The organism is Rhodanobacter sp. FW101-FHT13A11, from assembly GCF_058790335.1.
The window spans coordinates 137,944-159,427 of sequence record NZ_JBYTCN010000005.1 but is presented as its reverse complement, the minus strand read 5'-3'; the positions used below and the strand labels follow the sequence as shown (position 1 = coordinate 159,427).

Here is a 21,484-nt window from a genome sequence, read left to right as displayed (position 1 = left end):
GTGCGATGCGGGCCGGCGTGCGGCCCCGGGGATTGATGGGGTGTGGCCTGCTCATCCGCGCCAGCCGGCGAGCCTCGCGCGGAGCCGGATCACGGCCTGCCCGTGGATCTGGCAGACCCGCGACTCGCTCACGCCGAGCACCGCGCCGATCTCCTTCAGGTTCAGCTCCTGCTCGTAATACAGCGACATGACCAGTTGCTCGCGCTCGGGGAGTTCGCCGATGGCCTCGACCAGCGCCTCGCGCATGCCATCGTTCTCGATGCTCTCGGGCGGGCCAAGGCCGTTCTCGTCGGCTACGTCCAGCACGCCGCTCTCCTCGCCGTCGTCGGAGGCGGTCAGGCTGAGCAGGCGCGAGCAGGCCGCATCGGCGAGCACCTGGTGGTACTCCTCCGCGCTGATCCCGAGCCGGCGGATCACCTCGGCGTCGTCCGCCTCGGCGCCGGTCTCGGTTTCGATCTGGCGGATCGTCTCGGCCACCTCGCGGGTCTTGCGGTGCACCGAACGCGGCGTCCAGTCGGTGCGGCGCAGTTCGTCCAGCATTGCGCCGCGGATGCGGATGCCCGCATACGTCTCGAAGCTGGCCCCGCGATCGAGGGCAAAGTGGCGTGCCGCCTCCAGCAAGCCGATCATTCCCGCCTGGATCAGGTCGCCCACGTCGACGCTGGCCGGCAACCGCCCCATCAGGTGATAGGCGATCCGCCTGACCAGCGGCGCGTGCCGACGTACCAGTTCGTCGGCACTCTCGCGGGAAAGTTGCAGATATTCCGAAGCCACGCTCATCTCGGCATCTCCCGCGCCGGTGTCTCCCGGCCACCAAAGAAGGCAATCCGGTCGAGGCCCGTACGTTCGGGTTCCGCCCACTTATCGACCGCACCGGCCAGTTTCTTGAATGCCAGCGCCGACTGGCTGGAAGGCCACAGGTCGACCACCGCGGATTGCCGCCGGATGGCCTGCCGCAGGCGTTCGTCGTGCGGCACCCATCCGCTGAAATCGATCACCACGTCGAGGAAGCGGTCGCTGACCCGCGCCAGCTTGTGGTGCAGCGCTCGCGCGTCGCCCTCGTTGCGCACCATGTTGGCGACCATGCGCAGGCGGCGCACGCCGAAATCGCGGCTGAGCACCTTGGCCAGCCCGTAGGCATCGGTCAGCGACGCGGGCTCGTCGCACACCACCAGGACCACCTCGGCGGCGGCGGCGGCGAACATGGTCACGTTGTCGGAGAGCCCCGCGGCGGTGTCCACCAGCAGGTACTCGGGCGGCCGCGCCAGCTCGTCGAACGCGCGGATGATCGCGGCGTGCTCGCCGTTGTCCAGCTGCGCCAGCCGGCGCGCGCCGGAACCGGCCGGCACCACCTGCAGGCCGCGCGGCGCGGGCAGCAGCAATTCCTCCAGCGTGCACTCGCCGTCGAGCAGGTGGCCGACGTGGCGCGACGGGGTGAGGCCCAGCATCACGTCGACGTTCGCCAGCCCCATGTCGGCGTCCAGCAGGATCACCTCGTGGCCGGCGGCCGACAGCGCCACGCCCAGGTTCACCGCCACCGTGCTCTTGCCGACGCCGCCCTTGCCGCCGGCCACCGCGATCGCGCGGCACGCGCGGCGGGCCGCCGGCGCCGCGGTCAGCAGGCCACCGGCCTGGTGGCTGCCGGCCGCTTCCGGCGCAGGCCGGCCGGCCATGGCCGACAGCATCCGCTGCAGCCCCGAAGCCTGGTCCATTGCAAGTACTCCGCTCATGCTTCGGCCACCGCGAGGCCGAAGCGCTCGGCCATCACGCCGTCGTCGGGCGCCTCGCCCCTGAGCGACTGCGCGGCGCGGCACACCAGCACGCGCGCATCCGCCGTGGCGATATCCTCGGGCACGCGCTGGCCGTCGGTGGTGTAGTCCAGCGACAGCCGGTGCCGGATCAGCACCGACAGCGCGCCGCCCAGGTTCGGCGCCTCGTCCAGCTTGGTCAGGATGCAGGCATGCGGCCGCAGCGGCAGGTAGGCGCGCACCGCGTCGTCCAGCGCCTGCGACTGCGCGTTGGCCGCCAGCACCAGGCAGGCGCGCAGCTCGCCGGCGTCGGCGAGGATCTCCAGTTGCTGCGCGAGCCGCGGATCGCTGCCGGCCACGCCCGCGGTATCGATCAGCACGGTGTGGCGGTCGCGCAGCATCTCCAGCACCTTGCGCAGGCTGGCCGCGTCGTAGGCCGGATAAACCCGCACGCCGAGCAGCCGGCCGTAATGCTCCAGCTGCGCGGCGGCACCGATGCGGTAGTGGTCGGTGCTGACCAGCGCCACCTGGTCGGCACCGTGCTGCATCACTGCGCGCGCGGCGAGCTTGGCGATGGTGGTGGTCTTGCCCACCCCGGTGGGCCCCACCAGCGCGGTGACGCCGCGCCGGTCGCCGCACAGGCTGCGTCCGCTCACCGCGAGGCTGCGGCTGAGCATGCCCAGCGGCAGGTAGCGTGCCTGCTCGGCGCTGATCTTCTCGGGCAGCTCGGCCACCAGTGCGCGCGCGACATCGGATTCGATGCCCAGCCGCGTCATCTCGCGCAGCACGCGGGCGCGCAGCGGCTGGCGCCGTTCCATGTCGTTCCAGGCCAGGCTCGACAGCTGCACCTCCAGCATCGCGCGCAGGTCGCCCAGTTCGTTGCGCAGCTGCGCCGTGTCCTGCGCGGCACGTTCCATCAGCGGATGCATCGCCTGCGGGTTCTTCGCCGCGCGTGCGGCGACGGCCGGCCGCACCGTCGATGGACGCGGCAAGGACTCGGGCTCCGCTTCGTCCGGGGTGGCATGCGACGTCGGCGCCGCCACGACATCGGCCGCCGCCGGCGACGGCGCGGTGGACGGCGCGCCGTGCCTGGCCGCCTCGCGTACCAGCGCCTCGTCGTAGTCGATCGCGGCGATCACCTCGATGCCCTCCTCGAACCGGCGGGTGGACAGGATCACCGCTTCCGGGCCCTGCTCCTCGCGCACCTCGCGCATCGCCTGGCGCATGTCCGGCGCCACGAACCGTTTGATCTTCATTGCCTGCTCCGCAAACGGGATTCGAGATTCGGGATTGGGGATTCGTCAAAAGCGAAAACGCCGCAAGCTCGCCGCGCCGCCTGCTTTTTCGAATCCCCAATCCCGAATCCCGTCATCCCGGTTCTCATCGTCCCAGCGCCTGTACCAATCGCACCCGACGGTTGTCGGGCACTTCGTTGTAAGCCAGTACGTGCAGGTTTTGTGCCACGTGGCGGGTGAAGCGCGCGAGCCACGGCCGCAGCAGCGGCGCGACCAGCAGCACCGCCGGTTCCCCGCTCAATTCCTGGCGCCGCGCGGCGTCGGCCACGCTCTGCTGCAAACGGTCGGCCAGGCCCGGTTCCACCGCGGCGCCGGCCACGCCACCGCCGCCGGAGAGCGAGCCCAGCAGGATCTGCTCGAGCTCCGGCGCCAGCGTGATCACCGGCACTTCGGTGCCCAGCCCGGTGATCTCCTGCACGATCTGCCGGCCCAGCGCGACGCGCACGGCGGCGGTCAGTACGCCGGGATCCTGACTTTGCCCGGCGTGCTCCGCCAAGGATTCGACGATGCTGCGCATGTTGCGGATCGGCACCCGCTCGGCGAGCAGGTTCTGCAGCACCTTCACCACCACGCCGAGTGCCAGGCGCTTGGGCACCAGGTCCTCGACCAGCTTCGGTGCGGTGGCGGCGAGCCGGTCCAGCAGCTGCTGCACGTCCTGGTGGCTGAGCAGCTCGTGCGCGTGGCCCTGCAGGATGTGCGACAGGTGCGTGGCGATCACCGTGGCCGGATCGACCACGGTATAGCCGTAGCTCTGCGCCAGCTCGCGCTGGCCGCTTTCGATCCACACCGCCTCCAGCCCGAACGCCGGGTCCTGCGTGGCGATGCCCTGCAACGTGCCGTGCACCTGGCCCGGGTTGATCGCCATCAGGCGCTCGTTGTGCACCTCGGCCTCGCCCATCGGCACGCCCATCAGGGTGATCCGGTAGGTGTTGGGACCTAAGTCGAGGTTGTCGCGGATGTGCACCGCCGGCACCAGGAAGCCCAGCTCCTGCGACAGCTTGCGGCGCACCGACTTGATCCGCCCCATCAGCTCGCCGCCCTGGTGCACGTCGACCAGCGGGATCAGCCGGTAGCCCACTTCCAGGCCCAGCGGATCGACGCTGGCCACATCTTCCCAGCCCAGCTCCACCCGCTCGGGCGGAACGGCGGCGGCCGGCTTCTCGGCGATCGACTCGGCCAGCTTGGCGCGGGTATCGCGCTCGCGCTTCAGCAGCAGCCACGCCGCGCCGCCGCAGCTGGCGCCGAGCAGCAGGAATGCCACGTTCGGCATGCCGGGAATCAGCCCCATCACGGTCAGCACCGCCGCCGCCACGCCGAGCGCGCGCGGCTGGCCGAACACCTGGCCGATCACCTGCTTGCCCATGTCCTGCGACTTCGACACGCGGGTGACGATGATCGCCGCCGCCACCGACAGCATCAGCGCCGGCACCTGCGCCACCAGGCCGTCGCCGATGGTCAGCAGGGTGTAGGTCCGGGCTGCTTCGCCGGCGGACAGGCCATGCTGCATCACGCCGACGAAGAAGCCGCCGACGATGTTGATGATGAGGATCAGGATGCCGGCGGTGGCATCGCCGCGCACGAACTTGGAGGCGCCGTCCATGGAGCCGTAGAAGTCCGCCTCCTCGCGCACTTCCTGGCGCCGCTCACGCGCCTGCTCCTGGGTCAGCAGGCCGGCGTTGAGATCGGCGTCGATCGCCATCTGCTTGCCGGGCATCGCATCCAGGGTGAACCGCGCAGTCACTTCCGACACACGGGTGGCGCCCTTGGTGACCACCACGAAGTTGATGATGGTGATGATCGCGAACACCACCAGGCCGACCGCGAAGTTGCCGCCGATCACGAATTCGCCGAACGCCTCGATCACCTTGCCGGCGGCGCCGGGGCCGTCATGCCCGTGCAGCAGCACCACGCGGGTGGAAGCGATGTTCAACGCCAGCCGCAGCAGGGTCGCCATCAGCACCACGGTGGGAAACGCGGCGAACTCCAGCGGACGCATCACGTAGACCACCGCCAGCAGGATCACCAGCGACAGCGCGATGTTGAAGCTGAACAGCATGTCGAGCAGGAACGGCGGCAGCGGCAACATCAGCATCGCCAGCATCACCAGCATCATCACCGGAGCGCCGGCGCCACGTCGCGCCAGGTGTTTGAAGTTGCCCAGTACGTCTGCACCCGTCATGGATTTGACTCGTCGTTATTCGCGGTAGGGCCCCATGAGGTCGGGATCGACCTCGGGGGTGGGTGCCGGCGGCGGCGCTTCGCCCTGCGCCGCGGCCTGCTTCAGCTGGTAGACGTAGGCGAGGACCTGGGCCACCGCCACGTACAGCGCGGCGGGAATTTCCCGGCCCAGTTCAGTCGTGGCATACAAGGCGCGTGCCAACGGCGGCGCCTCGACCAGCGGGATGCGATGGGAGCCCGCCACCAGGCGGATCTGCTGGGCCAGCACGTCGACGCCCTTGGCAATCACCCGCGGCGCGCCCAGGCGGCCATCGTCGTAGCGCAGCGCCACCGCGAAGTGGGTCGGGTTGACCACCACCACGTCGGCCCTGGGCAGTTCCTCCATCATCCGCCGGCGCGCCTGCGCCTGCTGCACCTGGCGGATGCGCCCCTTCATCTCGGGGTTGCCCTCGCTCTCCTTCATCTCGTCGCGGATTTCCTGCCGGGTCATGCGCAGGTTTTTCGCGTGGTCGAATTTCTGGTAGAGGGCATCGATGCCGCCGATCAGCGCCAGCATCGAGCCGAACCACAGCGCGGCGCGGCCGAGCAGACCGATCGATTGCGCGATGCCGGCCATCACCGGGCCGCGCCCGGTGGCCTGCAGCTCGCCCTGCCAGTGCCGCAGCAGCAGGGCCAGCACCGCACCGATGAACAGCAGCTTCAGCAGTGCCTTGCCCAGCTCGACCAGGCCGCGCATCGCGAAGATCCGGCCCAGCCCCTTGATCGGGTCGAGCCGGTCGAACTTCGGCTGCAACGCCTGCGCGCTGAAATTCAGCCCGCCCAGCAGCAGCGGCGCGGCGACGGCGGCCAGCAGCGTGGCCAGCGCCACCGGCGCGAACAGGCCCAGCGCCTCGCTCACCGCCGCGTGCAGCGCGCGGCCGGGCAAGGCGTCGGAGAGCAGCGCCTCGCGCGAGTAGCCGAGGCCCAGCGCGAAGATCCTCCGGGCATGCAGCAACGCACTGTCGCCGCCGCTGATCAGCGCCGCCACGCCGGCCAGCACCACCACCGCGCCGGAGAGGTCGCGCGAGCGCGGGACCTCGCCCTTCTCGCGCGATTCGCGCAGCCGTTTTTCGGTAGGTTGTTCGGTTTTTTCCTGGTCGCTGTCGTCCGCCATCGCGGTCAGCTCCCCAGCAGGTTGCGCATCAGCGACCAGGCGTCATCCTGCAGCGCCGCGAACGCGCCCGGCAGGCTGCGCAGCGCCAGCCACAGGGCGATGAAGCCCAGCGACACGGTGATCGGAAAGCCCACCGCGAACAGGTTCATCGACGGCGCCGCGCGGCTGATCGCGGCAAAGCCGATGTTCACCACCAGCAGCGAGGTCATCGCCGGCAGCGCCACGCGCACCGCGCCGGAGAACAGCTCCGCCGCGAAGCCGACCACCGCGTGCAGGCCGTTCGCGTCGATCGCCGGCATGCCCGGCGGCAGGCTGCGGAAGCTGTCGGCGAGCAGCGCGATCAGGCGCAGATGGCCGTCCATCGCGAGGAACAGCAGGGTCACCAGCAACAGGTAGAACCCGCTCAGCACGTTCGCGCTGCCGCCGGCCTGCGGGTTGACCACCTCGGCGAAACCCAGGCTCATGCTCTGCCCCACCAGCTCGCCGCCGAACGCCACCGCCTCGAACACCAGCTTCAGTACGAAGCCCACCGCCGCGCCGATCAGCACCTGCCCGGCCATCGTCGCCACGCCGTCGCCGCTGAGCGGGTCGATCGTCGCCGGCGCCAGCGGTACCAGCACCAGTGCCAGCACCACCACCACGCCGATGCGGATACGCGCCGAAACCACCGTCGCGCTGAACACCGGCGCCACCAGGCACAGCCCGCTCACCCGGCCCAGCGCCCAGAACAGGCTGCCCAGCCACAGCGGCAGCCGCGCCAGGTCCAGCGCCGTCACCGGATCGCTCCCGGCAGGCTTTCGATCAGTTGCGTGGTGTAATGCACCAGCAGGCGCAGCATCCACGGCCCGGCGACCAGCGCCACCAGCGCCATCGCGATCAGCTTGGGGATGAAGCTGAGCGTCATCTCGTTGATCTGCGTGGCCGCCTGGATCACGCCCACCAGCAGGCCCACCGCCAGCGCGGTCAGCAGCAGCGGCGCGGCCACCAGCATCGCCACGTACAGCGCGTGCTGGCCGATCTCCATGACGGATTCGGGGGTCATGGGGCGGCTCCGCTTTGCTTTTCTGCGTCAAAGGCGAAGAGCTTTCGATCGCCTACGGCGACCGAGTCACTTTTCTCTTGCTTGGCCAAGAGAAAAGTAACCAAAAGAGAAGGCCACCCCGCTTGGCGCTTGCCGGGCATCCTGCCCGGCAAGTCCGTGAGTCGAGGCCGGGCTTTTCGACAGCACATCCATGTGCTGGCGAAAAGGAGTCGGCATCCTGCCGACTCCCGCTGCGCGGCCTGTCGACCCCGACTCACCGCCGCACAGGGGCCCCGGGTAGAGCAGCGGGCCATCGTGGCCCGCACTCGATGATGAAGCTGGGAAGCAAAAGCCACAGAGCAAAGTCCAGCGCTGCTGTTGCACTGCTGTTGATCTGGCTGTTGCTTTGGCTTTTCTGAAGAGTGCGGGCCACGATGGCCCGCTGCTCTACCTGGGGCCCCTCTGCAGCGGCGGGCGGGCGAAGGAAAGCCCGTAGGGTGGCCGGCATGGATGCCGGCCAGTTTTTCGCCAGCACAGGATGTGCTGTCGAAAAATCCCGTAGCCCGGCCGCGAACCTTGCGGGCAGGATGCCCGCAAGGCGCGCAAGCGGGGTGGCCTTTCTCTTGGGTTACTTTCTCTTTGGCCACGCAAAGAGAAAGTGACTCGGCTGCCGCAGGCAGACGAAAGCTCTTGCTCTGAAAGCTCTTCGCTCTGAATGCGGGGACGAGCGAGAGCATCGCCCGCGAGCGGGCTCCTACGAAGGCTGCGGCCAGCCGATGCGCGGTCACGTGTAGAAGCTCCCGGCCAGGGTCCCGAGCAGCAGCGTCCAGCCATCCACCAGCACGAACAGCATGATCTTGAACGGCAGCGAGATGATCATCGGCGAGACCATCATCATGCCCATCGACATCAGCACGCTGGCCACCACCAGGTCGATGATCAGGAACGGGATGAACAGCAGGAAGCCCATCTGGAACGCGGTCTTCAGCTCGCTGGTGAGGAACGCCGGCATCGCCACCTTGAACGGCACGTCGGCCTTGCCGGCGTAGGGTTTCTCCCGGGCCAGCCGGGTGAACAGCTGCAGGTCCGCCTCGCGGGTCTGGTCGAGCATGAAGCGCTTGAACGGCGCCGCGGCCGCCGGCAGCGCCTGCTCGGCGGCGAGCTGGCCATCCATGTACGGCTTCACGCCGTCGACCCAGGCGCGATTGAGCACCGGCGACATCACGAACAGGGTGAGGAACAGCGACAGCCCCAGCAGCACCTGGTTCGGCGGCGTCGACTGCGTGCCCAGCGCCTGGCGCAGGAAACCGAGCACGATCACGATGCGGGTGAACGAGGTCATCATCAGCGCGATCGCCGGCAGCAGGGTCAGCGTCGTCATCAGCGCCAGCACCTGCAGCGACAGCGTCCAGTTCTGGCCGCCGCCGGGCGCGCTCTGCACGTTCACCAGCGGTATCCCCGGCGGTGCCGCCAGCGTCGCCAGCGGCAGGGCCAGCAGCAGGACGGCGATGACCCAGCGCCGCGACTTCATGAGCCGCGCTTCCAGCGCGCCAGCAACTCGCCGAACGCGGGCAGCGCCGGTGCGGTGGGCACGGTGGGTTCGGCGGGCGTGCCGTCGTAGACGTGCAGCGTGCGCATGCCGCCCGGCCCCATGCCGACCAGCAGGCGCTTGCCGTCGGCGTCGAGCAGCAGCAGCCGCTCGCGCGCACCCACCGCGAACGTCTCCACGCAGCGGATGCGCCGCCCGCCGGGCCGGCTGCGCACCTGCAGGCGCCGGCTCAGCCAGCCCGCGACGAAGATCAGCGCCACCACCGCGGCAAGGCTGAGCAGCACGCGCAGCAACTCGCCGCCCACGTTGATGTCGGCCGCCGGCAGCGCCACCGGCGCCAGCGCCATGCGTATCCCGTATGACTCGCCGCATCGGCGGCTTGCCCTGGGGGCCATCGGCTTCGCCGATGTTCGCTCCGGCATCCTGCCTGCGCGATCCGCATCCCGGCTCTCAACAGACGAAGGCCTGGTCATCACGGCCGTTGTCACCGCAACTTCCGCACGCGCTCGGCCGGGCTGATCACGTCGGTCAGGCGGATACCGAACTTCTCGTTGATCACCACCACTTCGCCGTGCGCCACCAGGGTGCCGTTGACGAACACGTCCAGCGGCTCGCCGGCGGCGCGGTCCAGCTCCACCACCGAACCCTGGTTCAGCTGCAGCAGGTTGCGGATGCTGATGCGGGTGCGGCCGACCTCCATGGCCAGGGTCACCGGCACGTCCAGGATCATGTCGAGGTTGACCTCGCCGCTGCCTGCAGCGGTGCCGTGCAACGAATCGAACTCGACGCGCTCGCCGGCGTGGGCGGACGCGGCTTCAGTAGGCTGGTTCATGCGGGATTCTTCTCTCTGGAAAGGTCGCCGGCCGCGCGCCTTTCGCGCCGCCCGGCCTGGACATGGAAACGCACGGCGTTGCGGCCGCCGGACTGGCCGTAGCGGCCGCGGAACACCGGCACGTCTTCGGCGTAGACGGTGGCCAGTTCGGGCAACTGCACGGGGATCACGTCGCCCGGCCGCAGGTGCAGGAACTCGCCGAGGCTGAGCTGCACGTCGAGCAGCAGCGAGCTGAGGCCCACTTCCGCGTCGAGCACTTCCTCCTGCAGCATCTCCGCCCAGCGGTCGTCGCGGTCGGCGCGGTCGCTCTGCACGCCGGCGTCGAGCAGGTTGCGGATCGGCTCGACCATCGCGTACGGCAGGGTCAGGTGGATCTCGCCGCCGCCGCCGTCGAGCTCGACGTGGAAGCGCGACACCACCACCGTCTCGGTCGGGCTGACGATGTTGGCGAACTGCGGGTTGATCTCCGAGCTCTGGTACTCGAACTGCAGGCCCAGCACCGGCGCCCACGCCTCGGCCATCGCGCCGAACAGCTCGCCCAGCATGATCTGGATCACGCGGTTCTCGGTGGCGGTGAAGTCGCGCCCCTCGATGCGGGCGTGGTAGCGGCCGTCGCCGCCGAAGAAGTTGTCGATCACGGTGAACACCAGGCGCGGCTCGAACACCACCAGCGCGGTGCCGCGCAGCGGCTTGATGCGCACCAGGTTGAGGTTGCTCGGCACCGCCAGGCCGTGCACGTACTCGGCGAACTTGACCATCTTCACGCCCAGCACCGAGACCTCGCAGGTCTTGCGCAGCACGCTGAAGACGCCGGTGCGGAAGAACCGCGCGAAGCGGTCGTTGACCATCTCCAGCGTGGGCAGGCGGCCGCGCACGATGCGGTCCTGCTGGGTGAAGTCGTAGGTGAGCACCGCATCGGGCGGCAACGGCTCGTCGCTGCCGGTGCTCACCGCACCGCCGGCGACGCCGTCGAGCAGCGCGTCGATCTCGTCCTGGGAAAGCAGATCGCTCATGCGCGCGGCATCCGTTACTGCATCACGAAGCTGGTGAAATACAGCGCGTCGATGCCGGGCCGGCCGAGCCGCGCCCGGACGATCTTGCGCACCGCGTCCAGCGCCTGCTCCTGGAGCTTCTGGCGGCCGGCGGCGTCGCTGATGATCGAGTAGTCCTGGTTGCTGAACAGCGCCACCAGGGCATCGCGAAGCACCGGGTCGGCGGCCTTCGCCACGTTGATCGCCTCGGGATCGTGCGACATCAGGGTTACCCCCACCTGCAGGTAGCGCAGCGATCCGGCATCGCGGAAATTCACCACGAAGGCCGGATCCAGCGGCAGGTACAGCTCGGCCTTGCCGACGTCGGGGGCCTTCGCCCTGCCGTTCGCGGCGTGCGTGCCCTGGCGCGCCTGCCAGGCGTAGCCGCCGGCACCCAGCGCCAGCAGCAACGCCACGGCCACCCCGATCACCAGCGGCTTGCGGCTGTTGCGCTCCGCCGGCGCGTCGGCCACCGCTACGGCTTGTTCGTCGTCGATCATGAAAACCTCGGTCTGCCATGGTTTGGAATGCGCTCGGCGGGAGCGCCCACCAACAGAAGCAAACCACGTGCCATCCACAGGAAACGTTGTTCCAGCTGGATTTGACGGCATCGCACGCGAACGCGGCACGCCGCGCGGCGCTTTCTTGACGCCTGCCGGCGCATCGTCGCGACGCGATCGCGACGTGCCGGCCGGCGGTGCAGGCGCACTCCCGCCCCGGCGATTTCCGCGCGCGGAGAAAACCGCAAAGTGCGGATGCGATGAAGCGCGGATTCGCCCGCGTTACGCGAACGCGTCGAGCAGGCCGACCCGACCCGGCGATGCCGCCGGGCCGATGCCGTGGACTTCGACGATCTCGTCCGCCACGCCCGCGCCGGCATGGCCGGCGCGACGGCGGCCATCGCCGCGATCGCGCTGCCCCACCTCGGCGTGGCCCAGCGAGAGGCCGTGCCGGGCCAGCATCTGGTCCAGCTGCGGCAGGCCTTGCTGCACGGCCGCCACGGCCGCCGGATGCTGCGCGCTGAACACCACGTCCACGCGACCGTGCGTCACGCTGACATTGACGTCGAGCGAGCCCAGCTCCTCGGGATGCAGCCGGATCCGTGCCTGCTTGATATCCTGCCCGCCCAGCCAGGCCACGTGCTGGCCGAGTTCCTGGCCGAACGCCGGGCCGCCCGGCGGCGACTGCAGTTGCAGCGCATGCGGAACCACCGGCGCGGCGGGTGGCGGTTGGCCCGGCAGCGCGATCGGCGTCACCGCGTCTTTCGACGGCTCCCGGCCGGTATCGACCACCGGCAACGGGCCGCGCCCGGACACCGCCGCCACGACGGCCGTCACGGGCAGCTCGACGGCAGCGGCAGCGTCGAGCTGCAGCGACGTGGCGGCGCCGGCGTCGGTGGCCACGCTCTTGCCGCCCGCCGGCACGACGTCGACGGCCCCGGTCACGGCGGGGCGCAGCACGCCGGCGACCGACGGGCCGAGCAGCGCGAGCATGGCGCCGGCCAGGGCCGATGCCGCCGGCTCGCCCGAAGCATCCTTCTCCGCCGGCGCTTTCGCTGCAGGCGCTGCGGCATCCGGCGCCACCGCCACGGCGCCCGATGCCGGTGCCGGCCGGGGCCCCGTCGCGGACGGCGGATCGGCGGCGGGCGCAGCGGCGTCCGGCTGGCGCGGCGCCGGCGCCTGCTCGCGGCGCTCCGGCGCTTTCGACGAGGGATCCGCACCCGCCGCATCGCGCTGCTGGCGCGCCGCGTGCAACTGGCGGTCGAACGGGCCCGGCGCCGCGGCATCTTCGCGGGGGCCGCCTGCGGCCGCGGTGCGCGGAGGTGTCGGTGCAGGCGGGCCGGGGGCGACGGCTGGCGTGGTCATGGCAAGGACTTCCCTTCACGTGGAAACGCGGCAGGTGCCGGCGATGGCTGCACGATCGGGCCGCTCATCGCAGCCGCCGGTGCTGCATGCGCTCGTCGACTTCGGCCTGCTCGTGCCGGGCCTCGGCCCGGCGCTCGTGCTCGCGGTGCTGGGCGACGACGCTGTCCAGCGCGCTTTCGCGGGCGTGCGCCTGCTGCCAGCGCTCCCGTATCTGCTCCAGTTGCCGGCTCTGGCGGCCGACTTCGGCGGTCTGCTGCGTGATCGCCTGGTCGATCCGCTCGACGAATTTCCGGCGGTTGAGCAGCGCCGCCACGCCCAGCGCAGCGTCGCCGGCGGCGGCGTACTCGCGCCGGTAGCGCTGCAGTTCGCCAAGCTGCAGCTCGGCCCTGGCCAGTTGCTGCTGCTGTGCGGCCAGCTTCGCCAGCGCTTCCTCGCTGCGCTGCCTGGCCTGCTCCACCGCGGGTTCCAGCTGTTTCGTGCGCGAATTCATCCGGCCACCTGTTCGGCGAGGGCAGCGAGCTTGTCGATGGCCGTGTCGAGCGCCATCGGCTCGTCGACTTCCTGCTGCAGGAAGGCGCGCAGCTGCGGCCACATCTCGATCGCCTGGTCGACCTGCGGATCGGAGCCTTTCTGGTAGGCCCCCACCGCGATCAGGTCGCGCTGCTGGCGGTAGGCCGAATAGACCTGGCGGAAACGCTGCGCCGCGCGCAGGTGCCCGCGCGCCACCACCGCCGGCATCACGCGGCTGATCGACGCCTCGATGTCGATGGCCGGGTAATGGCCGGCTTCGGCGAGGTCGCGCGACAACACGATGTGGCCGTCCAGGATCGCCCTGGCGGCATCCGCGATGGGATCGTGGCGATAGTCGTCGCCCTCGGTGAGCACGGTGTAGAACGCGGTGATCGAGCCGCGTCCGTCGGCGTCGTTACCGGCGCGCTCGACCAGTGCCGGCATCATCGCGAACACCGACGGCGGGTAGCCCTTGGTGGCCGGCGGCTCGCCGATCGCCAGCGCGATCTCGCGCTGCGCCTGGGCGTAACGGGTCAGCGAATCCATCAGCAGCAGCACGCGCTGGCCGCGGTCGCGGAACCACTCGGCAATCGCGGTGGCGTACTGCGCGCCGCGCAGGCGCTTGAGCGGCGGCGCGTCGGCCGGCGCGGCGACGATCACCGCGCGCCGCCGGCCTTCCTCGCCCAGCGTGTGCTCGACGAACTCCTTCACTTCGCGGCCGCGCTCGCCGATCAGCCCGACCACCACCACGTCGGCGTTGGTGTAGCGGGTCATCATGCCGAGCAGTGTGGACTTGCCCACGCCGGAACCGGCGAACAGGCCCAGCCGCTGGCCGCGGCCGACGGTGAGCAGCGCGTTGATCGCGCGCACGCCGACGTCCAGCGGCGCGTCGATCGGCTTGCGCGCCATCGGGTTGATCGGTTCGCGCTTGAGCGCGGCGTGCTCGTCCGAATCCAGCGGGCCCAACCCGTCCAGCGGTACGCCGTCGGCGCCGATCACCCGGCCCAGCAAGCCTATGCCGACCGGCAGGCCGCCACTGTGCGCGCACGGGCGAACCCGTGCATTGGGCAGCACGCCGTGCATGTCGCCCACCGGCATCAGCAGCAGGCGCTCGTCGGCAAAGCCGACCACTTCGGTCTCGAGCTTTGCGCCGTCGGCCGTGTCGACCAGGCAGCGCGCGCCGAGCGCGGCCTCGCAGCCTTCCGCTTCCAGGGTCAGGCCGACCACGCGGCGCAGGCTGCCTTCCACCGTCAGCGGGCGCGCCGCAACGGCGCGCGCGGCGTATCGGGCAAACCGCCGCTGCCAGCGCGCGCGGCGCGCGCCGTCGGTGACATCGCGGTCGGCGTCGATACTCATGCGTCACCGCCGGTGGATTCGGCATCGTCGCCGAGCACGGCGTCGATCACCGCCGCCAGGCGGGTTTCCACCCGCGCGTCGAGGCGCGAGCGCTCGCTTTCGAGCCGGCAATCACCACGCGCCAGCGCGGGATCGGCGAGGAGCTGCCAATGGCTTTCGGCCGCTCCCAGCTCGCGCAGCAAGGCCAGGTCCTCCGGATGCACGTGCACCCGAAGCTCGCGGGTGGCCGCCGGCAGCGCGCCGGCCGCCTCGCGCACGGCGCGCGCGACCAGGTCGGGCGACAGCTGCAGTTCGCGCACGATCACCCGGCCGGCCACCACCGTGGCCAGCCGCGCCAGTTCCTGCCCGGCCTGTTCGTCGAGCGCCAGCAGCGGGCGCGCCGCCGCTTCGTACAATGCGTCGAGTTGGGCCATGCGCTGGCGCAACTGCAGCTGCGCCGCCTCCCGGCCTTCGGCGAGGCCGGCGGCATAGCCTTCCTCGCGCGCCTGCTGCTCGAGCGCCGCCAGTTCGCGCACGGTCGGTTGCGGCGACGCGTCGGCCGCCCTCGACGGCATCGGCCGGGTGCCCACGTTCGGCAGCTCCCAGCGCTGGAAATCCGCCACCGCGTTGTGGACCGCGGCCGCCATCAGACGTACTCATCCCCGCCGGAGCTCAGGCTGAGCTGGCCGGCATCGGCCAGCTTCCTGGCGGTGGCCAGCACCTCCTTCTGCGCGGCGTCGACCTCGCTCAGGCGCACCGGGCCCTTCACCTCCAGGTCGTCGCGCATCATGTCGGCGGCACGCTTGGACATGTTGGCGAAGATCCTCTCGCGCACTTCCGGTTCGGCGCCCTTGAGCGCGGTGACCAGGGTGCCCGACGGCACTTCGCGCAGCAGCTGCTGCATGCCGCGGTCGTCCAGCTCCGCCAGGTCGTCGAAGACGAACATCAGGTCCTCGATGCGCCCGCCGAGCGCCTCGTCGTGGCTGCGGATCGCCGTCATCAGTTCGGTTTCGCGGCTGGTTTCCATCGCGTTGAGGATGTCGGCGGCGGCCTTCAGCCCGCCGACGCTGGCTGACTTGAGCTTCTTGGTATTGCCGGAGAACTGGCGCTCCATGATCTCGTCCAGTTCGTTCAGCGCGTGCGGCTGCACGCCGTCCAGCGTGGCGATGCGCATCACCGCGTCGGAGCGCACGCGCGGCGGCAGGTAGCCGATCACCTCGGCCGCCTGGTCGGGTTCCAGGTGCGCCAGCACCAGCGCGATGATCTGCGGATGCTCCTGGTTGATCATCTCGGCGATGGCGCGGCTCTCCATCCACTTCAGCGATTCGAGCCCCTTGCTGCTGCGGCCGAGCAGGATGCGGTCGATCAGGCCGCCGGCCTTGCTCTCGCCCAGCGCGTTGACCAGGATCTTGCGGATGTATTCCTCGGTGCCCACGCCCAGCGCGGTCTGCCGGCCCATGTCCTCGCCGAGCTTGTCCAGCACGTGTTCGACGTGTTCGCGCGACACGCTGGAGAGTGCCGCCATGGCGGTGCCCACCGCCTGCACGTCGCGGGCGCTGAGATGCTTGAGCACCTCGGCGGCGTCCTGCTCGCCGAGCGTCAGCAGCAGGATGGCCGCGCGCTGCGCGCCGCTGATGGTTGCGTCGGGACGGTTAATTGCCATCTTCGCTCACCCAGTTCCTCACCACTTGTGCCACCTGCTTGGAGTTTTCGCCGACCATCCGCCGCGCCTGGCCGATGCGCTGCTCGTAGGCGAGCGTCGGCACGGCGTCGAGCCGGGCCGGCTCGTTGGCCGCCGGCTCGTCGTCCACGCGCACCGAGATCTTCGGCATCGGCGCCGGCAGCGCACGCGCCGTGGCCTCGCCGCGCAGCAGCCCCTTCAGCAGCGGGCGCAGCAGACCGAACGCCACCAGCAGCGCGATCAGCACGCCGAGCCCCTGCTTGAACAGATCCATCGCGCCGGGCCGCTCCCACAGCGGCGTCGCCGGCAGGGCATCCGGCGCGGGATCGCGATGGAATGCCTGGTTGACCACGCTGACGCTGTCGCCGCGCGCGGCGTTGAAGCCCACCGCGTTCTTGGTCAGCTCGGTAAGGCGCTGCAGTTCCTGCGCGCTGAACGGCACGCTCTTGGCCTCCGGGGCCGCGCCGCTGACCGGATCGGCGGCGGGAGCGACCAGCTTGTCGTCCAGCACCACCGCCACGGTGAGGCGGGCCAGCCGGCCGGCCGGGTCGCTGACATGGCTGATGGTGCGGTCGAGTTCGTAGTTGCGGGTGGCGCTGCTGGAGTTCTCGCCGGTACCGCCGGCCGCCGTCGCCGTCGCGCCGGCGCTGCCGGGCTTGCCGGCCTCCGGCCTGGCCGCGGTCGGTTGCGCCACCAGGGTCGGCGGCTGGTTGCTGAGCGCGCCGGGCACGCCGCCCGCCGCAGCGGTGCCGCCGCCGCGGTGCTCGCTGCTGGTCTGCTCGCTGCGCAGGGCCGGGTGATCGTGGCCGAAGGTTTCGGTGGCCTTCTCGCTCTGGCTGAAATCCAGGTCCGCGTAGACCTGCGCGCGCACGCGGCCGGGGCCGACCAGCGGCGTCAGCAGTTCCTCGATGCGCTGGGCATAGGTGTTCTCGATGCGCGTGGTCATGCGCAGGCGGTTGTCGCCTACCGCGCCCGGACTGTCCGGGTCGCTGGTCAGCAACTGTCCCTGCTGGTCGATCACCGAAACCTGGCGCGGGTCCAGTTCCGGCACGCTGGCCGCGACCAGGTGCACGATCGCCGCCACCTGGCCGGCGTCGAGCTGGCGTCCCGGATACAGCGTGACCAGTACCGATGCGCTGGCCTCGCGGCTGTCGCGGACGAAGGCCGACGGTTTCGGCAGCGCCAGGTGCACGCGCGCGGCGCGTACCGACTGCAAGCCGCTGATGGTGGTGCCGAGATCGGTCTCCAGCAGCTGCTGGTAACGGGTGCGCTCGGCCAGGTCGCTCATGCCGAACGGCGAATCGGCGGCCGGCAGCGCGCTGCTGGCGGCGCTCCCCTGCGGCAGTCCCTTCGCGGCCAGCCTGAGCCGCAGCGCGGCCAGGTCGGCCGCCGGCGCCATGATCGACGAACCGTCGTTGCCGAGCTGGTAAGGCGTGTTGCTCGCCTGCAGTTCCTGCGTGATCGCCGCGGCGTCTTTCTGCTCCAGCCCGGCGTACAGCAGGCCGTAGCTCGGTCCGCGCGACCACAGCACCACCGCCACGCCCAGCGCCACCGCCGCGGCCACCGCCACCAGCAGCATGAACTGGCGCGTCGCCGGATTGCTGGCGATCTGCTTGAGGGGATCCAGGCGCGTACCGTTGTTTGCGGTCGTCGCGATGGCGTTGTCTGCCATGCTGCTGCTCGTCGGCTAGGGCGGAGTCGAAGGTCGGCGCGGGCGCGTCAGACCGGCATGTTCATAATGTCCTTGTACGCATCGACCAGCTTGTTGCGCACCTCGACCATCGTGCGCAGCGAGAGGTCGGCCTTCTGCACCGCGATCATGGTGCGCCCGAGATCGGCGCCGGGGTCGCCGCGCTCGAAGCTTGCGGCCATGTTGCCCGCCTCCGTCTGGCTGCGGCCCACCGCGGAGATCGATTGCCTGAGCAGCGCGGAGAAGTCGGCCGGCCCGGCGCCGGCCGGCGCCGCCTTGACGGCGGTTTCCGGCAGGCGCACCTGCGCCGTCATCTGGCGCATCTGGGCAAGCAGGTTGTTGACGTCGATTGTGCTCATGTCGCTGGTTGCCTCGTGACGGAATCCCGGCGCGTGACGGGTTTGCAGGTGGTAAATGCACGAGCCGTGCCATGGCGATGCGAATGGCGATGTCGTGCTTCGCCGATCCGCGCCTCCGGCCCCGGCCTACGCCGCCAGGCTGTTCTGCAGGCCGTACTTGCGCAGCTTCTCCACCAGGGTGGTGCGCTGCATGTGCAGCAGGCGCGCGGCGTGCGCCACCACGCCGCCGGCGGCGTCGAGAGCCTGGCGGATCAGCCTCACCTCGATGTCGGCCAGGTGATCCTTCAGGTCGAGGCCGTCCTCGGGCAGCAGGCGCAGCGCTTCGTCCGCCGGATGCACGCCGCCTTCGCCCGGCTGCGGCTCGTCCTCCATCAGCGCCAGCAGGGCCGCGCCGCGCACTTCGTCGCCCGACTGCCGGCAGCGGTATTTTTCCGGCAGTTCGCTGCTGCGCACCTCGCCGTGCGGGAACAGGATCGCCATCCGCTCGACCAGGTTGGAAAGCTCGCGGACGTTGCCCGGCCACGCATGCGCACGCAGCGCCTGCATCGCGCCGGCACTGAAGCGCACCACGCCAAGGCCGCGGCGGGCCAGCCGCTGGTTGAACTCGTCGATCAGGGTCGGCAGATCCTCCAGCCGCTCGCGCAGTGCCGGAAGCTCCAGCGGGAACACGCTGAGGCGATAGAACAGGTCCTCGCGGAACTGGCCGTTGGCGATCGACTGTTCCAGGTTGCGGTGCGTGGCGGCGATGATGCGCACGTCACAGCGCTGGGTCCTGGTGCCGCCGATCCGCTCGTACGCGCGCTCCTGCAGCACGCGCAGCAGCTTCACCTGCATCGGCAGGCTCATGTCGCCGATCTCGTCGAGGAACAGGGTGCCGCCCTCGGCCATCTCGAAGCGGCCCTTGCGGGCGCTGATCGCCCCGGTGAAGGAGCCCTTCTCGTGGCCGAACAATTCGCTTTCCAGCAATTCGGCAGGGATCGCTCCGCAGTTGATCGCCACGAACGGCTTGTCGTGGCGCGGCGACTGCTCGTGGATCGCGCGCGCCACCATCTCCTTGCCGGTGCCCGATTCGCCCAGCACCAGCACGCTCGAATCGAACGGCGCGACCTGGCGGACCAGGGCGTTGACGCGGACCATCGGCATCGAATTGCCGACGAAGCGCAGGGCGCCGGACTGCCCGCCAAGCAGGCGCGCATAAAGGTTGCGCATCGCCTCGGCTATCTTCTCGTAGCGCAGCGGGAATGCCAGGGTGGCGATTCGCGCGGCAAACGACGATGCCGGGGCACTGAACCGCTCGAGCCAGGGCGAGTCGCTGGCCAGCAGCACCGGGACGTGGGCCGCCGCACCGCCGAGCAGGGCGAACTGGCGTTCGGCCTCGGCCTTGTCGTCGACGCTGCCGACATACACGGCGCGCCAGGCATGGGTGGACTCGTCGACGCCGTCGCAGCTGGCACCGTGTTGCGGCCGATAACCCAGGAAGTGAAGTGCCGAGAGCACGGAGCTTACCCGTGCCTGATCGGACTCGATGACCAGGAAGTCGAATTTTTGCACTGCAGTTTCTCCTTGCCGCACATTTGGCAGTCCCATGCTTCCGGCGGGACGGCCTTTTCATCGGTGCCGACTTTCCGTCGCCGGCCTGATGAACCATGAGCAATAAGGAGGCCAGTTTCGCGAACTGGCGCGGCAACAAAACGTCACATGTCGGCAAAACGCGATGCCCGACCCGCTTCCACATACGCGAGGGTCAGGCGTAACTTCATGAAACGAAAAATATTTATGTGGAAACGTTTACGTGACGCGATTAGCGCAAGAGATGTGACGGGCATCATGGCCGGTGCAAACCGAGTTTCGTATTTGCGAACCGCATCACATTCGACGCGCCGGCCGTGCCACGTTTCATCCGGCCAGTTGGCGGGCCTCTGCCACTTTGCGTCGATGATGGCGAAATACCAACCGCTCAATTGCGTCACCCAGCATGTCGCCCTGCGGTGCAAACGCCACGAAGATTCGACCATCGTCGAGTTGACGTTCCGCACGCGCCGCCAACTCGAGCGGCAGGCTGCGGCATGCGTCGAAGCGCAGCCGCAGCAGCAACGCACCGCCCGGCGGCACCAGCGCGGCCGGCAACAGCGCGCCGGCCGCATTGAAGCGCAGCGACTGGCGCGACGGTAGCGCGCCGGTGGGCGCCAGCAGGTGATTGACGATATCCACCAGCGCGGTGAGCTTGGCGTCTAGCCGCAGCATTTCCTGCATCAGCGGGTTGTCGTCCTCGCCGAGGTCGGCACGACGCTCTTCCAGCGCGGCGATCGCCGCCAGCGTGTTCGCGTTGCGCTCGGCCAGGCGCATCAGCAGCTCCTGCGACGGCGGCCAGGCGAGCGGCTCGCTGTCGGCATGCAGGCTTTCCTCGCTGCTCACCCGTTGGTCGAAATCATCCCAGCTGCTGGTGGTCATGGTGTGGCTCCGCGGCGCGACGGGGTGCCGAAAGCCGCCACGCCGGCGGCCTTGCGGGAGTCGGGCATCAGCAGCCGGTGCCCGTCACGGCTGCCTGTAGGCGGCGATCGCACGGGCACGGTCGGCTTCGCGTTGCCACTGCCCGGCCGCCGAGTCCCGCGCGCTGCCCACCAGCGCCTGCAGCTGGCGATCGTACGCCAGAATCTCGCCCAGCCGGGCACGGCTCGCCGGATCCGGCTCGTGCTCGCGCAACAGCAGCGGAGCACGCTCCGCTTCCAGCTCGATCAGCCGGGTCCACTCCTGCGCACCCGCGGCGGCCAGCATGCCGCGGGTCAGTTGCAGGGCGCGCTCCAGCAGGTTCATGGCTGCGCCGGCACGCCTGCCGCGGCTTGTACGGACGGGCCGATCTGCACCCAGCTGTCGCGGATCGGCTGCAGCAGGTTGCTGACCTCGTCGATCAGGCTGGCGTCGTCGCGCAGGTTGGCCTGCAGCAGGCGGCGGCTCATGTAGTCGTAGAGCGAATCCAGCCGGCCGACCAGGGCCGGGTCCGCCTTGGGGTCGAGGCTGCCGCGCAGGCCGCCGATGATCTCGATGCAACGTGAAATCGCCTCGCCCTTCGCCGCGACCTCGCCGCGCAGCATGTGCGCGCGGGCCTTCACCATGCGCTCCAGCGCACCGTCCATCAGCAGCGTGATCAGCCCGTGCGGATCGGCCGACTCCACCCCACCGTGCGAGCGGACTTGCTGATAGGCGCCTGCGCCGTAGCCGAATCCCATGTGCGTGTCT

The 21,484-nt window shown here is 70.1% G+C and carries 23 protein-coding genes; all 23 read right to left on the bottom strand.

Going from position 1 to position 21,484, the window contains the following annotated elements; genetic code table 11:
• Positions 1-51 precede the first annotated feature (51 nt).
• The 23 genes from AC3WRN_RS07965 to fliS all read right to left on the bottom strand — a co-directional run bounded on the left by AC3WRN_RS07965 (position 52) and on the right by fliS (position 21,474).
• The gene (locus tag AC3WRN_RS07965) at positions 52-780 is read right to left on the bottom strand and encodes an RNA polymerase sigma factor FliA (RefSeq protein ID WP_068095688.1); all 729 of its coding nucleotides are present in this window, start codon (positions 778-780) and stop codon (positions 52-54) included.
• Positions 777-1,712: a P-loop NTPase gene (locus AC3WRN_RS07960; RefSeq protein WP_492622613.1), complete on the bottom strand. Its 936-nt coding sequence runs from the start codon at positions 1,710-1,712 to the stop codon at positions 777-779. The genes AC3WRN_RS07965 and AC3WRN_RS07960 overlap by 4 nt, the downstream gene beginning before the upstream one ends.
• A gap of 14 nt (positions 1,713-1,726) precedes the next feature.
• Positions 1,727-3,004, bottom strand: coding sequence for a flagellar biosynthesis GTPase FlhF (flhF, locus tag AC3WRN_RS07955; protein ID WP_492622578.1), 1,278 nt, complete (start codon positions 3,002-3,004; stop codon positions 1,727-1,729).
• 124 nt (positions 3,005-3,128) lie between these two features.
• Positions 3,129-5,222 carry a flagellar biosynthesis protein FlhA gene (gene flhA / locus AC3WRN_RS07950; protein WP_492622577.1) on the bottom strand — a complete coding sequence of 698 codons (2,094 nt, stop codon included), beginning with the start codon at positions 5,220-5,222 and terminating at the stop codon, positions 3,129-3,131.
• 15 nt (positions 5,223-5,237) lie between these two features.
• Positions 5,238-6,374 (bottom strand): flagellar biosynthesis protein FlhB, encoded by a 1,137-nt coding sequence (gene flhB, locus AC3WRN_RS07945; protein WP_492622576.1) that lies wholly within the window; start codon positions 6,372-6,374, stop codon positions 5,238-5,240.
• A 5-nt stretch (positions 6,375-6,379) separates the two neighbouring features.
• Positions 6,380-7,150 carry a flagellar biosynthetic protein FliR gene (fliR, locus tag AC3WRN_RS07940; RefSeq protein ID WP_492622575.1) on the bottom strand — a complete coding sequence of 257 codons (771 nt, stop codon included), beginning with the start codon at positions 7,148-7,150 and terminating at the stop codon, positions 6,380-6,382.
• A complete protein-coding gene (gene fliQ / locus AC3WRN_RS07935; protein WP_492622574.1) occupies positions 7,147-7,416 on the bottom strand; it encodes a flagellar biosynthesis protein FliQ in 270 nt (89 codons plus the stop codon). The genes fliR and fliQ overlap by 4 nt, the downstream gene beginning before the upstream one ends.
• Before the next feature lie 763 nt (positions 7,417-8,179).
• Positions 8,180-8,926, bottom strand: a complete 747-nt coding sequence (gene fliP / locus AC3WRN_RS07930) for a flagellar type III secretion system pore protein FliP (RefSeq protein ID WP_492622573.1) — start codon at positions 8,924-8,926, stop codon at positions 8,180-8,182.
• Positions 8,923-9,291, bottom strand: coding sequence for a flagellar biosynthetic protein FliO (gene fliO / locus AC3WRN_RS07925; RefSeq protein ID WP_068095214.1), 369 nt, complete (start codon positions 9,289-9,291; stop codon positions 8,923-8,925). Before fliO ends, fliP begins: the two co-directional genes overlap by 4 nt.
• Positions 9,292-9,428: 137 nt before the next feature.
• Positions 9,429-9,776: a flagellar motor switch protein FliN gene (gene fliN, locus AC3WRN_RS07920; RefSeq protein ID WP_492622572.1), complete on the bottom strand. Its 348-nt coding sequence runs from the start codon at positions 9,774-9,776 to the stop codon at positions 9,429-9,431.
• Positions 9,773-10,789, bottom strand: a complete 1,017-nt coding sequence (gene fliM / locus AC3WRN_RS07915) for a flagellar motor switch protein FliM (protein ID WP_492622571.1) — start codon at positions 10,787-10,789, stop codon at positions 9,773-9,775. Before fliM ends, fliN begins: the two co-directional genes overlap by 4 nt.
• Positions 10,790-10,803: 14 nt before the next feature.
• Complete coding sequence (locus tag AC3WRN_RS07910) at positions 10,804-11,307, bottom strand: flagellar basal body-associated FliL family protein (protein ID WP_492622570.1); 504 nt, start codon at positions 11,305-11,307, stop codon at positions 10,804-10,806.
• Positions 11,308-11,589: 282 nt separating this feature from the next.
• Positions 11,590-12,672, bottom strand: coding sequence for a flagellar hook-length control protein FliK (locus AC3WRN_RS07905; protein WP_492622569.1), 1,083 nt, complete (start codon positions 12,670-12,672; stop codon positions 11,590-11,592).
• A 64-nt stretch (positions 12,673-12,736) separates the two neighbouring features.
• Positions 12,737-13,162 (bottom strand): flagellar export protein FliJ, encoded by a 426-nt coding sequence (fliJ, locus tag AC3WRN_RS07900; RefSeq protein WP_492622568.1) that lies wholly within the window; start codon positions 13,160-13,162, stop codon positions 12,737-12,739.
• The gene (fliI, locus tag AC3WRN_RS07895; protein WP_492622567.1) at positions 13,159-14,538 is read right to left on the bottom strand and encodes a flagellar protein export ATPase FliI; all 1,380 of its coding nucleotides are present in this window, start codon (positions 14,536-14,538) and stop codon (positions 13,159-13,161) included. Before fliI ends, fliJ begins: the two co-directional genes overlap by 4 nt.
• On the bottom strand, positions 14,535-15,164 hold the full coding sequence (locus tag AC3WRN_RS07890; protein ID WP_068095228.1) for a FliH/SctL family protein: 630 nt from the start codon (positions 15,162-15,164) through the stop codon (positions 14,535-14,537). The genes fliI and AC3WRN_RS07890 overlap by 4 nt, the downstream gene beginning before the upstream one ends.
• On the bottom strand, positions 15,164-16,153 hold the full coding sequence (gene fliG / locus AC3WRN_RS07885) for a flagellar motor switch protein FliG (protein WP_201028758.1): 990 nt from the start codon (positions 16,151-16,153) through the stop codon (positions 15,164-15,166). Before fliG ends, AC3WRN_RS07890 begins: the two co-directional genes overlap by 1 nt.
• 16 nt (positions 16,154-16,169) lie before the next feature.
• Positions 16,170-17,870, bottom strand: a complete 1,701-nt coding sequence (gene fliF / locus AC3WRN_RS07880) for a flagellar basal-body MS-ring/collar protein FliF (protein ID WP_492622566.1) — start codon at positions 17,868-17,870, stop codon at positions 16,170-16,172.
• A 47-nt stretch (positions 17,871-17,917) separates the two neighbouring features.
• Positions 17,918-18,247 carry a flagellar hook-basal body complex protein FliE gene (gene fliE, locus AC3WRN_RS07875; protein ID WP_068095234.1) on the bottom strand — a complete coding sequence of 110 codons (330 nt, stop codon included), beginning with the start codon at positions 18,245-18,247 and terminating at the stop codon, positions 17,918-17,920.
• 126 nt (positions 18,248-18,373) lie between these two features.
• On the bottom strand, positions 18,374-19,798 hold the full coding sequence (locus AC3WRN_RS07870; protein WP_492622565.1) for a sigma-54 dependent transcriptional regulator: 1,425 nt from the start codon (positions 19,796-19,798) through the stop codon (positions 18,374-18,376).
• A 345-nt stretch (positions 19,799-20,143) separates the two neighbouring features.
• Positions 20,144-20,698 carry a PilZ domain-containing protein gene (locus AC3WRN_RS07865; RefSeq protein ID WP_068095238.1) on the bottom strand — a complete coding sequence of 185 codons (555 nt, stop codon included), beginning with the start codon at positions 20,696-20,698 and terminating at the stop codon, positions 20,144-20,146.
• An 84-nt stretch (positions 20,699-20,782) separates the two neighbouring features.
• Positions 20,783-21,061: a flagellar protein FliT gene (gene fliT, locus AC3WRN_RS07860; RefSeq protein ID WP_492622564.1), complete on the bottom strand. Its 279-nt coding sequence runs from the start codon at positions 21,059-21,061 to the stop codon at positions 20,783-20,785.
• On the bottom strand, positions 21,058-21,474 hold the full coding sequence (fliS, locus tag AC3WRN_RS07855) for a flagellar export chaperone FliS (RefSeq protein ID WP_492622563.1): 417 nt from the start codon (positions 21,472-21,474) through the stop codon (positions 21,058-21,060). Before fliS ends, fliT begins: the two co-directional genes overlap by 4 nt.
• Positions 21,475-21,484 lie beyond the last annotated feature (10 nt).